This is a genomic window from Syntrophomonas sp. UBA1041 (assembly GCF_002316705.1).
GTDB lineage: Bacteria > Bacillota > Syntrophomonadia > Syntrophomonadales > Syntrophomonadaceae > DTU019.
In genome coordinates, this window is record NZ_DCEA01000001.1 from 84,926 (window position 1) to 98,972 (window position 14,047).

Below are 14,047 nucleotides of genomic sequence, written 5' to 3' on the forward strand. Positions count from 1 at the left end.
TTTGGACAAATGACTAGTCGCGCAGAAAAGGATTGCGCTTGCGCTCGAAACCGATCGTTGTAGCCGGCCCGTGTCCGGGATAAACCACCACATCGTCATCGTAACAAAGCAGCTTGTTCTTTATATTGGATATCAGATCCTGGTATGATCCCCCCGGGAAATCGGTGCGGCCGATGGAACCATAGAAAAGGGTATCACCGGAAAAGATAATATTGTCAGTCGCCAAACAGATTCCCCCCAGACTGTGTCCCGGGGTGTGAATCACTTCCAATTCTACCGTAGTGCCGATTTTAATAATATCGCCTTCATCTATAAAATCCTCCGCCGGGGGGCTGGTGACCTGCTGACCCATCATAAAGGAAAAATTGGACACTGCATTAGTCAGCATCTTAGCGTCATTGCGATGAATCAAAACCCTGGCTCCGGTGGCGTCTTTAATGGCACGATTGGCTCCAATATGGTCGATATGCCCGTGGGTATTGATGATGTAGATGGCTTTCAGACCATTATCCTCCAAGACTTTGAGGATACCCCGGGCGTTGCCGCCGGGATCGATTACCGCCACCTCTTTGGTTTCCTCACAGCCCACAATATAACAGTTGACTGCCATAGAACTAACTTCAACGCGCTTGAGAATCAATGTTCTTCCTCCTTATCAAAATGCTCTAAAGCTATCCAGCAAAATGGTGCAGGGCCCGTCGTTACATATATCTACCTGCATTTCGGCCCCGAATTCCCCGGTTTGAACTTCTAAACCCTTCAGGCGCAAGTTTTCGACACAATAATCAAACAGCGGCCGGGCTTGTTCAGGCAGACCGGCTTCGGTAAAGCTTGGTCTGCGCCCTTTGCGGGCATCCCCGTACAGGGTGAACTGACTGATCAACAAGACCCCTCCGGCAACATCTTGTAGCGAGAGGTTCATCTTGCCGTCTTGGTCGGGAAAAATCCGTAGATTAACGATTTTATCCATCAAGTAGTCAGCATCCTCCGAGGTATCCCCTTTTTTAATACCCAGCAACACTGTCAATCCCAGTCCGATGGCGCCTATAACCTGGCCTTCAACCATCACCCGGCTGGATACTGTACGCTGTACCACCGCTCTCATCTAATCTCCCCTGTACTCGCCCGGCAATACCCGTTTCACATCCATTACGTCTTTAACCTTTTGAATCCTTTGGATCACGGCCTGTAAGTGGCTCATATCTTTTATCTCCAGCTTAAAGTTCATAATCACCCGGTTGTTCTTGGTAATCCGAGAATAAACCGAGTTTATATGGATTTTGGTATCGGCGATAACAATCATGACATCGGTGGTAAGGCGCGGACGGTCCATGGCCCGAACCTCCAGTTCCACCCCATAAACGCCCCGGTCGTCCGCCCACTCCACCTCGATAATACGGTCCGGTTCACTTTGCATATAATTATGCATATTGGGACAGTCCTGACGATGTACGGATACTCCCCGTCCTCTGGTAATATAACCCAAAACCTGGTCTCCAGGCAAGGGGTTACAGCAACGAGCCAGGCGTGTGGCCACCTCATCCACACCTTTGATGCGCAATGCCCTGGTTTCTTTATCGGCATGGGATGAAGGGCGATTCAGGTTGGATTTGAAAATATCCTCAACGCTGGCATCTTGGAAATAAAGCTCTTTTTGTTTATTGATAACCTGATTGACGGTTAAAGCCCCGTCCCCCAGCGCGGCTAAAAGATCGTCAACGGTAGTATAGCCGAAGCGCTTGGCAATATCCGTCAATTTCTCTTCTTTGAGCAGTTCGCGGGGATCGAGGTGTTTCTTTTTCAGGTCCTTTTCCAGCATCTCGTGGCCGCGCATGATGTTGACCTGACGCTTTTCCCGCTTAAACCAGGCTTTGATGCGGCTTTTGGCAGAGGAGGTTTTAATGAAATTAAGCCAGTCTTTGGATGGTCCGGGGGAGCTTTTAGAAGTGATTATTTCAACAATTTCACCGTTGTTCAAGGTGTAATCCAGGGGTACTATACGTCCGTTGACCCGCGCTCCGGTGCATTGATGACCTACTTCGGTATGAACCCGGTAGGCAAAATCCACCGGGCAGGAACCTTTGGGCAGCTCGATGACCGCTCCTTTGGGAGTGAATACGAAAACCGTATCGTCGAACAGATCTATTTTGAGGGATTCCATGAACTCATCGGTATCTTTGATATCCTGCTGCCATTCCAGAATTTGGCGCAGCCAGGACAGTTTTTCATCGAGTTTGCGCTCCCGGTTGCTGTCCCCCTCTTTATAGCGCCAGTGGGCGGCGATGCCATATTCTGAGATGCGGTGCATCTCCAAGGTGCGGATCTGCACCTCAAAAGGCTCTCCCCCTTTGCCTATCAAGGTGGTGTGGAGAGACTGGTACATATTGGCCTTGGGAGTGGCGATATAGTCTTTGAAGCGCCCCGGGATAGGCTTCCACATGGTGTGGATAATCCCCAAAACCCCATAGCACTGCCGGATGTCGTCGACGATTACCCGGATGGCGATTTTGTCGTAGATCTCATCGATATCCTTGCCCTGTTTGATCATCTTCTTGTAAATGCTGTAGATGTTTTTGGGACGCCCTTTGATTTCCGCCTTTATTCCGATCTGATCGAGGCCGGAGCGGATTTGTTCGATCAATTCATTGACATATTCTTCACGCTGTTTGCGTTTAAATTTCAGACGTGTGGCCACTTCGCGGTAGGTTTGATTGTCCAGGAAAGAAAAGGCCAGATCTTCAAGTTCCCATTTAAATTTGAAAATGCCCAGCCGGTGGGCCAAAGGAGCGAATATTTCCTGGGTTTCGGTGGCAATCTCCTTTTGCTTGCTTTCACTTTGATAATTAAGGGTGCGCATATTATGCAGGCGGTCAGCCAGTTTTATCAGTATGACCCGGATATCCTTAGCCATGGCGATAAACATTTTACGCAGGTTTTCGGCCTGGGCGTCTTCTTTGGTCTTAAAATTTATCCGGGAGAGCTTGGTTACCCCTTCTACCAGCAGGGCAATCTCTTCGCCAAACTCCTTGACCACATCCTGATAGGTTACAATGGTATCCTCTACCACATCATGAAGCAAGGCAGCGCATATCGAAGCAGCATCCATTTCGATGTCCGCCAGGATTAAGGCTACTTCAACCGGATGGCTGATATAGGGGTCGCCGGATATTCGCTTTTGATTTTCGTGCGCTTTACTGGCGTATTGATATGCCTTGGTTATGAGAGCCAGATTGGCATCCGGATCATAAGAGCTTACCTTATCCAGTATATGCTGCAATTGTGGATCCATAAACATCACCAAAGCGGCATTTGTTGAAGCTCGTTAGCCAGGTCGTGAAATGCCTTTTTTTCAGCCAGGCCCTCCAGATAGTAGGGGGATTCAGACATATTAATGCTGTTTTTGGCATGAAACATAAACTTTATTGCCATAATACTACCCTTTTTCTTAAACTGGCACAAGCCCAGATCATCAAGTACGTGCAGTACGGACTGCAAATCCAGTGCGCTTACCTGACGGCCGGTGATTCTTGATAAGACCTGGCAGAACTGGGAAACCTCCCCCTGCAGCACTCCATGCCCCAAAGACCGCAGGGCCGGCAACATAGACCTTATCCGCTCCGTATCGGGATAGAGGCGGCCCAGGTAGATCTGGTTGGCATCGACCTGGCTTTGATTGAAGCGCAGGACCAGCGGGCAGGACGTCCCTATTCCCATTTCATTCCAGATGTGGTCGATTTCCGCAGTGCTGAAAGGCAAATCAGCCATCCACACCCCGTCTATCTCGCCTATGGGCATACCACAGGCATTGCCGTCGGTAAGTAAAAACCCCTCCTTGGCCTGGACAAACTGACGCCTGACCCTGCGGCGCTGCTGTATGTCGCCCAGACCGGCTTCCGAAAACAGCGGATTGATCCCGGCTCTTAAGTTCTGTATCGTCTTGAGGCGATTGACATAAACCGCGAAACGCCCCCGATCCGGCATCTCACCTGATTTTACAGTATACGCTTTTATGCCGCTATTAAGTGTCAGGGGACCGTTTTCCCCATTGTCCTGATCACGGGCCGCCGCCCCTTCGGCCTGGCTCTTCAGCACGTCAATGCTGTGAAGAGCGTTTAGGGCCTCAGACTGTTTTTTCTGCAGATAATAATGATAGGCACTGCTGACCAAGTATAAACCCGGGTCACCGGACAATAAAGCCTGCTCCCCGGCCTGCCGCTGTGCTGCGGACAAGTGGCCGTGCAGGCCATGCAGCGCCGCTTCGCAAAGCCACAATTCCAGACTTTGTTGCAGTTTATTCAATACGCGATAAGTAGGCGCTATAAGCAAGACGGCCCGCTGCTGTTCGAGAAGGCCCAGGGCTTCCCGAAGCCATGGTCTCAAGGGAGTCTCCGCGCTCATATCCCACTGATAAGCGGGTTTCATCTGTCTGATCTTAAGCTGCAGGCTGGTCCTGCCCCGAAATTCATTGCGATTAAGCTGAAAAGTGAGATCGGCACGATATTGACCAGCCTTGAAATCAGCATATTGAGGTTTCCTAAATGCAATCACATTGAGATTAGAACCCTGCATACGCGCCCTGAAATGCTGACCTTCCGCACCGATCATAGCCGCCTGCTGCAATTCCACTCCCCGTACCGCCAGAACCGGAACCGGATTGCCAGGGCCAAAAGGCTCCAGGGCCTGAATCTCATGCCATAAATCGCAGTTTATCTGAGCCGGGTCAATTTCAAGGTCGATGAAGTGGCGTTCCTCCCTGGCGCCGGCCTGGCCCGATTCCTGACTCCAGCGCTCCAGGGCCTCAATGAAAAAAGTCAGCTGGTTTTTATCGATGGTAAGCCCGGCGGCCATAGGGTGCCCCCCGTATTGCAGGAGGTGATTCTGACAGGCTTGAAGAGCCCGATGAATGTCAAAGCCCTCGATGCTGCGGCATGAACCACGCCCGCTGTCGTCATCCCAGTTTATAAGAATTACCGGTTTCCGATGTATTTCACTAAGCCTGGAGGCCACAATGCCCAGAACCCCGTGGTGCCACTGTTTACCGTCCAAAACCAAAACATTGTTCTGCAGAATTTGAGGTTGATGAGCTATTCTCAGGGAGGCTTCGCGCAGTATGATTTCCTCGGTTTGCTTGCGCTCATCGTTCAGCCGGTTCAAAACCTCGGCTAGATAAAGGGCTTGCTGTTCGTCTCGAGTATAGAGCAGCTCCGCGCTGAGCCGGGCATGGCTGAGCCGGCCGGCCGCATTGAGCCGCGGGCCCAATATGAAACCTATCTGCCAGGAGCTTATTTCCTCACCAGGTTTGATTCCGCCGGTTTCCATCAGACACCTCAATCCCGGCCGGTCGGTAACAGACATGCGCTGCAGACCATGCTTGACCAGGATGCGGTTATCGCCGTTTAAATCGACTATATCGGCGAGGGTGGCCAGAGCAGCCAGATCCAGCCAGGAGTCATTGTCCGGTACTGATCCCAAGGCTCTGGCCAGTTGGTAAGCTACCCCGGCCCCGCATAAATTTTTGCAGTCCTCCATTTGATCCAAATGGGGATTGATAATCACATCCGCCTCAGGCAGAATATCTCCCGGCAGATGGTGATCGGTGACTATGACCTGCAGACCCGAACGCCTGGCTGCAGCCACTTCTTCCACTGACCTGATGCCGCAATCCACTGTTATCAGCAATCCAAATCCCCGCTGGGCCAGTTGCTGTACGGCCTGGGTATTAAGGCCGTAGCCTTCCTGGAATCGGTCGGGTATATAATAATCGACCTCAGCGTCGAGCCTTTCCAGGCATTCCCGTAAAATAACGATGCTGCAGACACCATCAACGTCATAATCCCCAAAGATTACAATAGGCCGTTTAGCGTCAACAGTTCGCTGAATGATCTCTACGGCCGCTGCCATCCCGCTCATGGACAGCGGGGGGGTAAGATCTTCCAATCGGGGTGACAAAAAATAACGGCATTGTTCTTCACTCCGGCAGCCACGCTGCTGCAACAGGATCGCAGCCGCTGTGCTGATGCCCAGTCGCTCCGCCATGGCTTGGGCTTGTACAATATCATATTGGCGTAATACCCATAAAGGCTGATCCATATTTCCTCTCCCATCGCAAGATAAAAATGCGCTTCATTACAATCGGCTGCTGGTTGGCCGGGATTTCTTATCAATTATAAATGAAGACGACATCCACCGCAGTAAATTCTTGAAGGCGTTTCTGCAAAGCCGGGAATGCTGTATTCAAGAAGTATGACCACATATTTTTAGCTTTTAGCCATATAGATTTAATGACGACTGTGCGGTTAATGTTGAAATGGGGGTGCAAAATATGGCAATCCGTCGATATGTTTACCCGGGCGGCAATACCCGTTTTGGCTTTTATTCTTTCTATGACCAGATAGTGGGGCCAGAGGTTGCTCAAAAAATCATCCTCAAAGGCGGACCCGGAGTGGGAAAGTCCAGTTTCATGAAGAAAGTCGGGGATCATTTCTCCCGGCTGGGCGTGGACGTCGAGGAGCATGGATGTTCCTCAGACCCGTCTTCTCTGGACGGCATCGTCATCGGCAAGCAGCAGTTCTGCTTGTTGGATGGCACCAGTCCGCATGTGGTAGATCCGGTTTACCCCGGCGCTGTAGACGAAATCCTTAACCTGGGCGATTATTGGCATCAGGACATGATAAAGCCCCATCGCCAAGAGATTGTGCAGTTGACCCGGGAAATCTCCAGGTGTTTTATGCGGGCTTACAGCCGCCTCAAAGAATGTGGCATCGCCTATGACGAACTCAAGGATTACTACGGTGAAAACCGTGTAAGCAAATCCCTTAACCGTAATCTTCAGGCATTGACTGCCGATTTCCTGGCTGGTTCGGTGTCGGAATACCGCCCCTTAAGGCATCTGTTTGCCGGGGCTCTGACCCCGGGCGGACTGATAACCAAATTGGAAACCTTGATCGATAATCATACCGCTATCTTCGCGGTAAAAGGCAGTCCAGGAGCAGGGGTGCAGGATTTGTTTGCCCATACCAGAAACCTGATGGAGCAGGGCGGGATATATGGCGAGGTTTTTCACAATCCTGTGGATCCCCATGATATCGATTATATCCTGGTACCGTCCAGCAATGCTTTATTGATCGATATAGGGTCCGGATTGCTTCCTTATAAAGAAATACTAAAAGGCCTGAAGCTCAAGCGCCAGCTTGATTTCGATCAGCTGCTGGACAATGAAGGCGTATCGGCCCGGGCCAAGCTGATCTTTGCTGCCGTCCACCGCTACAACCAGGGCATCACCGATGCCGTGCAAATCTTGCAGACCGCCAAAAAATGGCACGATGAACTGGAACATTATTACGTACCGGCTATGGATTTTGCAGCGATTGAAACCCGCCGGCAGCAAATAGCAGCCTCATGGCAGAATCAACTGGGGCTTTGAGGCTTAAAACGGATAAACCCGGCAAACCTCCCCACCCTTTAATCCCTGGTCGACAGCCTTTATATGAATAAAGCCATTGGCCTGGGCCAGGATACTCATTAAACCCGATTTTCCCAACAGGGGGCGGGCCTCCCAGTGGCCTGCCCCTTCACTGAGATAAACCGGCACGAAGTCGTCTCTCCCCGGCTGTGAGGCGATATTCTGGGTCAGCCTGGCATGGACATGAAGATTTCTCCTGCTGTCTAAGAGTTGATGGCTCAATACATTGAACATCATCAACGCTGAAACCGGATGACCTGGCAAACCTATTACCAGTCTATCTTTAATACTCACTCCCATGGTTGGTTTTCCCGGTTTCACCGCCAATCCGTGAAAAAGCAGCTGCGCTTCCTCAAACGACAACAAGACATCCAGGGTCAGGTCGGCGATTCCCACAGAACTGCCTCCGGACAGCAGGGTTATATCGTTTTGTTCAAGTGATTGAGCCACCATCCTTTTTAGCTGATCCGCATCGTCCCTGACCAGCGGATAGATTTGGGCCCGATGTCCCCTCTCTTCAACCGCCGCCGCCAGGCTGTATGAATTAACATCCCGAACCTGTCCGGGATTCGGCGGCATTTCAATGGGAACCATTTCATCACCGCTGCTGATGATGCCGACCAGATAAGGCTTGATAACCGGTACCCGGCTGATTCCCAGCGAAGCCAAAAGCCCGATATCCTGAGGGCGCAGGAGGTGCCCTTCGGCAAATAGATCTGCATCGCGGGATATGTCTTCCCCTTTTCGCATCACATTCTCCCCGGGGCTGCCCGGGCGGTAGACCAGTATGGTGTCGTCACCCAGCCTTTCGGTGTACTCCACCATTATAGCGGCATCACTGCCGGCGGGGAGCATGCCCCCGGTAGGGATCCAGGCGCACTGGCCGGAGCTGATGGAAAAGTCTGGAGCGGCCCCCATGGGAACCGCGCCGATATATTGGAAAAAGGCCGGCAGGGATTCGCTGGCCCCAAAACTATCGAGGGCATTTACCGCATAGCCGTCTACTGTCGACCGATTAAAACCCGGCATATCTTCAGGGCTGGCAATCGCCCGGGATAATATCCGCCCCCTGGATCGGCCCAGCGGGCACTGTTCTTCCCCGGGCCGCTTGAGCCTGCTCTTTAGCCTGACGATAGCCTCTTCGTAACTTACCACCTGCAAAAACTCGCCCATGTTTACATCCTCTCAGACATGTTAATGGGGCGGAAGATGATCCTGCCCTTATAGTTATTATACTTAAACACCCGGTAAGATAAAATTGACTGACGGCTTTGCGCCTCCGATTAATTACCAGCGTCAATTTTCCTTGAGGCTGGTTTTGTTTTTTAATGCGGTGCGATACAATAATTGAAAACACCAGGAGTCTATAACAGCATGAAAAGAAATATATATATCAAGAATACCCCTTTGCAGGAAGCCATGTTAAGCTTCAACCAGGCTTTAAATGAAGCCGGTTTCTTTAAAACCGGTGAAGAATGGGTGGATGTAGGCCATTGCCTGGGACGGGTTACCTCCCGGCCGGTCCTGTCAAAGCGTTCTTCGCCGCATTACCAGGCTTCCGCTATGGACGGCATTGCGGTGCGGGCAAAAGATACCTATACTGCCAGTGAAACCACCCCGGTGAGAATAGCTGAAAGCAGTTATTTAATGGTGGATACCGGTGATTATGTACCCCCGCCATATGATGCCGTAATTATGATCGAAGACGTCAACTTTTTCGGCAATGAGGCTGAAATAATCAAAGCCGCGGTTCCCTGGCAGCACATCCGCTCAGTGGGCGAAGATCTGGTAGCCCAAGATATGATCGTACCCAGCTCATATCCCCTGGGCAGTTATGAAATCGCGGCCTTAATCAGTGCTGCGGTAGATAAAGTGGCGGTTTTCAAACAGCCGGTAGTGGGGATCATTCCTACCGGCACTGAATTAGTGCCAACCGCTTCCCCTGATTTAGAACCCGGTAAGATCGTGGAATCAAATAGCTATATGCTGGCAGCATTGTGCCAGGGATGGGGAGCTAAGACCATTCGCCACTCCATCGTTGAAGATGATTGGGACAAACTGCTGCAGGCAGTTCGGGAAATGGAGCCGCAATCTGACCTCCTGGTTATCTGCTCAGGCTCCTCTGCAGGCAGAGAAGACTATACATCCGCTATTATAGCCAGCCTGGGGAGGGTTCTCAATCATGGCCTGGCGATTAAACCCGGCAAACCCGCCATATTAGGACTGATCGGCGAAAATAAACCGGTCATAGGGGTTCCAGGTTACCCGGTCTCCGCACAGCTGGTTTTTACCCTGTTTGCCAGACCACTAATATATAGAAGACAAGGCCTGGTTGTACCTGAACCCGAGGAAATGCAGTGCCAGCTGACCAGGAAAATAGCCTCCCCCATGGGAGTGGACGAATTCGTATATGTAAATCTGGCCAAATTGCAGGATCGCTATCTGGCCTATCCTTTGAGCAGAGGTGCGGGCATATCCTCCAACCTGGTCAGGGCTGACGGGGTCATCAAAATCTCCAGCGGCCAGGAAGGTATCAACGTCGGGGAATACAGCCAGGCAGTTTTGATGCGCCCCAGGCATGAGATCGAGCGCTCGCTGGTATGCATGGGAAGTCATGACCTGTGTATCGACCTGTTGATTGATTACCTGCGCCGCCGGCACGAGATCCGCCTTTTATCGACCAATGTAGGCAGTATGGGCGGTCTGATGGCCCTGATGCGCGGCGAGACCCATATGGCCGGCATACATTTATTGGATACTGAGCAAGGCAACTACAATATCAGCTATGTTCAGCGTTATCTCAGCGGAAAGAACTGGCGCTTGATCAATGTAGCCAGGCGGCAGCAAGGCTTGATAGTGAAGAAGGGCAATCCTTTGGGGATTACCGGTTTGGCACAATTGCTAGACCCCGGCATACGCTTCATCAATCGACAAAAAGGGGCCGGGACTCGAATCCTGTTGGATTATCTGCTCAAACGGGATGGGGTGGACCCAGCAGGGATCAATGGATACACCCGGGAGGAATACACTCATTTGGCGGTAGCCGCGGCGGTGAAAAACGATGCTTGCGATTGCGGACTGGGCATCATGGCCAGTGCCCGGGTTATGGATCTGGACTTTATCCCCCTGGCGGAGGAGCAGTATGATTTGTGTATATTGACCGACCTTATCCCCGAAGCCTGGACGGAATTGTTATTGGAGGCTTTACAAAGCCCTGATTTTCAAGAAAGGCTGCGAAAAATGGGAGGGTATAATCTGGAACTGTCCGGCCAGGTTTTAGCTGCTAATAAGTTGCATTAGATTATACTTATGATATATTTTAGTTATACTACAATACCCATTCGAGCCCGGCAAGGATTTTAAAATTCTCTGTCGAAATAATAAGAAGGCGTATTAGGGCTTTTTTTAATGCAGCAACGATAGCCTTTGAAGGGAGGGAAGAGTCTTTTATCCCGTAATTTGAATACCCATAGCCATTGTTACAAACCGGCAGACTTAATATATAAAACCCCGGCTAAAGGTTATGGGTGTCGATATTGCCGGCGGGATGCTATAATGTGTTGGGAGTTTTATAAAAATAAATATGGGAAAGGAGAGTGGGGATGGAATGAAGGTTACGCGTCGTCAGTTCCTCAAATTAGCCGGTGGAACCGCAGCCAGCTTTGCGGTTGTGGATCTTGGTTTTGATATGCAAGCCACTGCTGCGGCTATTAAGGAACTAAGGATCAAAAACGTAACCCCAACACCGACGGTGTGCCCCTATTGTGCTTCTGGATGCGGTCTGGTCGTATATGCCGAGAAGAATGCTGAAGGCAAGTTCGTCAGACTGCTGAGCGTAGTAGGCGACCCTGACAATCCCATCAATGAAGGTTGTGCTTGTTCAAAGGGTTCTGCTATGTTCAATCTTAGAGAGATCTATGAGCCGGAGACCGGGCATCAGGTAGTCAACCCTAAGAGGGTTAAAAAGCCATTATACAGGGCACCCGGTAGTGAGAAGTGGGAAGAAAAAGAATGGGACTGGATGTTGAATGAAATTGCCCAGCGGATCAAGGAGACCCGTGACGCAAGTTTTATTCATAAGGAAAAAATCGCTGACGGTACTGAAATAATTGTAAACCGTACCGAGAAGATCGCCTCTATCGGTGGAACCGGTTTGGATAATGAGGAGTGCTATCTTTTAGCCAAAATGATGCGTTCCCTGGGTGTGGTATTTTTAGAAACCCAGGCCCGTATCTGACACAGCTCCACGGTGGCAGGTTTGTCACCAGCATTTGGACGAGGCGCCATGACGAATCACATGATCGACCTCAAAAACACCAATGTAGCCCTGATAATGGGCAGCAACATGGCGGAGAATCATCCTATCGGAATGAAATGGCTTATGAAGGGCAGGTTTGATCCCCAGCGTCAGACTAAGATCATTCATGTGGATCCCCGCTTTACTCGTACTTCAGCAATTGCTGACATCTATTGCCCCATGCGTTCGGGTACCGACATCGCTTTTTTAGGGGGCATGGTAAAGTACATCCTGGATAATGAGCTTTATCATAAGGACTATGTGTTAAGTTATACCAATGCAGCCTTCCTGATCAGAGATGATTTCGATTTTCAGGACGGTCTCTTCAGCGGTTTTGATACCGCCAAGGGTTCATACGATACAAGTTCCTGGGACTATAAATACGATGAAGGCGGAAACATCATGCAGGATCCGACTTTGCAGGATCCGCGCTGTGTATTCCAGCTCATGAAGAAACACTATTCCCGTTACGATATCGATACGGTCTGCTCTATCACCGGCAGTCCCAAGAAAAAATATGAGGAAGTCTTAAAACTATATTGCTCTACCAGTGCTCCGGATCAAACCGGCTGCATCAACTATGCTATGGGCATCACCCAGCATACCGTTGGATCCCAGAATGTCAAGGCTTTCACTATAGTGCAGCTTCTACTGGGCAATATGGGCAGAGCCGGCGGCGGAATAAATGCTCTGCGCGGGGAGAATAATGTGCAGGGGGCCACGGATATGGCTCTGCTTTTCCACATTTTACCCGGCTACATTGATTCCCCTACTGCAAGCGCTGCCTATAAAGACTTGATTTCCTATATTCGCAAGACAACCCCCGGGGTTGGCAAGTTGCCTTTTACCAATCTGACTGAATTGCGGGCTCTGGTCGCGGCCGGGGTCAAGTATTCCGGTTGGAAAGTCAACACCTCCAAGTGGATCGTCAGTACTTTGAAAGCCTGGTATGGCGATGCCGCTACCGAAGCCAACGATTTTGCATATCACTATATACCCAAGCGTCAGGACACCAAGAATTATTCGCACATCGGCTTATTTGAAGCCATGTATAAAGGCGAAATCGACGGTCTCTTTATCAACGGATCCAATCCGGTGGTAGGCGGTCCCAGCGCCAATAAAGAACAGACCGCATTGACCAAACTGAAATGGATGGTTTCCATCGATCTGTGGCTCAATGAGAGCGCCGAGTTCTGGAGTCATACCGCCTGGGAGAGAGCGGTAGAGAATGAAAAGGTACACCGCTTAACCCCCAAGGATATAGCTACCGAGGTATTTTTCCTTCCTGCGGCTGCTGTATATGAAAAAGAGGGCACCGCAGCCCAAACCGGCCGTTGGGTGCAGTTCCGCTGGAAAGGCGCTGATCCGGTAGGAGAATCCAAAGCCGACCTGTGGATTTACAATGAATTAGGCAAGAAGATCAAAGCCTTGTATGCAGACAGCACCAGGCCTGAGGATGAACCCATAAACAAGATGACCTGGGATTACGATGGTCAGCATGGCGAAGAAGAACCCGATATTATGAAAGTGGCCAATGAATTGTGCGGTTATACCGTCGCCGACGGCAAGCCGGTGGAAGGCTTTGCCCTCTTAAAGGATGATGGCAGTACAGCCTGCGGCAACTGGATTTACTGCGGCGGTACCACCTGGAAAGACGGCAAGATGATCTACAAACCGCAGCTGCGCAAGAAAGAAGACCCCAGCGGCTTGGGACTGTTCCCCAACTGGGGTTGGGCTTGGCCAGTCAACCGAAGAATTATATACAACCGTTGCTCAGTACAGCCTGATGGAGTAACCCCCTGGCCGGGCGACACCGACCCCCTGGTGTGGTGGGATGGAGCAGGCGCTTGGGCAGGTTGGGATGTTCCCGACTTCATTAAGACCACCGGACCTGACAAGCCGGCTTTTAATGATCCATTTATCATGCGTCCTGAAGGCAAAGGATGTTTCTTTGCAACGCTGGCATCCTTTAAGGATGGACCTTTCCCTGAACATTATGAGCCCTGGGAATCTCCGGTGCCACCAATTGTCAACAAGCAGCCTATGAACCCGATAGCCAAAGTATGGGAACCCGAGAAGCAAGGTAAGAAGGAAGATTATCCTATAATCGCTACTACTTACCGGGTAACCGAGCACTGGCAGACCGGCGCTTTGACTCGCAACCTGCCCTGGCTGGCCGAGTTGATGCCCAATATGTTTGTTGAGCTCAGTGAGGAACTGGCCCGGGATAAAGGGATCAAGAACGGTGCCAAGGTTATTGTCTCTACCACCCGGGGTGACATCGAGGC

General features: G+C 50.8%; 8 protein-coding genes. 3 read left to right on the top strand and 5 right to left on the bottom strand.

Annotation, left to right across the window (positions count from 1 at the left end; all coding sequences use genetic code 11):
* Window positions 1-13: 13 nt before the first annotated feature.
* The 4 genes from B2633_RS00405 to recJ are packed head-to-tail and all read right to left on the bottom strand — an operon-like array spanning window position 14 to window position 6,090.
* The gene (locus B2633_RS00405) at window positions 14-640 is read right to left on the bottom strand and encodes an MBL fold metallo-hydrolase (RefSeq protein WP_483168553.1); all 627 of its coding nucleotides are present in this window, start codon (window positions 638-640) and stop codon (window positions 14-16) included.
* Between the two features lie 15 nt (window positions 641-655).
* Window positions 656-1,105, bottom strand: a complete 450-nt coding sequence (gene dtd, locus B2633_RS00410) for a D-aminoacyl-tRNA deacylase (protein WP_483168554.1) — start codon at window positions 1,103-1,105, stop codon at window positions 656-658.
* Window positions 1,106-3,289, bottom strand: coding sequence for a RelA/SpoT family protein (locus tag B2633_RS00415; RefSeq protein WP_483168555.1), 2,184 nt, complete (start codon window positions 3,287-3,289; stop codon window positions 1,106-1,108).
* Window positions 3,290-3,294: 5 nt separating this feature from the next.
* Window positions 3,295-6,090, bottom strand: a complete 2,796-nt coding sequence (gene recJ, locus B2633_RS00420; RefSeq protein WP_483168556.1) for a single-stranded-DNA-specific exonuclease RecJ — start codon at window positions 6,088-6,090, stop codon at window positions 3,295-3,297.
* Between the two features lie 232 nt (window positions 6,091-6,322).
* On the opposite strand from recJ, the gene B2633_RS00425 reads away from it, so the two are divergent.
* Window positions 6,323-7,423 (top strand): PRK06851 family protein, encoded by a 1,101-nt coding sequence (locus B2633_RS00425; RefSeq protein WP_483168557.1) that lies wholly within the window; start codon window positions 6,323-6,325, stop codon window positions 7,421-7,423.
* Between the two features lie 3 nt (window positions 7,424-7,426).
* On the opposite strand, the gene B2633_RS00430 is transcribed toward B2633_RS00425, so the two are convergent.
* Window positions 7,427-8,635, bottom strand: a complete 1,209-nt coding sequence (locus B2633_RS00430; RefSeq protein WP_483168558.1) for a molybdopterin molybdotransferase MoeA — start codon at window positions 8,633-8,635, stop codon at window positions 7,427-7,429.
* Window positions 8,636-8,836: 201 nt separating this feature from the next.
* Here B2633_RS00430 and B2633_RS00435 point away from each other — a divergent pair, with 201 nt between their 5' ends.
* Both B2633_RS00435 and fdnG read left to right on the top strand, forming a co-directional pair.
* Window positions 8,837-10,762: a molybdopterin biosynthesis protein gene (locus tag B2633_RS00435; protein ID WP_483168559.1), complete on the top strand. Its 1,926-nt coding sequence runs from the start codon at window positions 8,837-8,839 to the stop codon at window positions 10,760-10,762.
* A gap of 307 nt (window positions 10,763-11,069) precedes the next feature.
* A partial coding sequence (gene fdnG / locus B2633_RS00440; protein WP_483168560.1) for a formate dehydrogenase-N subunit alpha occupies window positions 11,070-14,047 on the top strand: 2,978 nt, incomplete at its 3' end.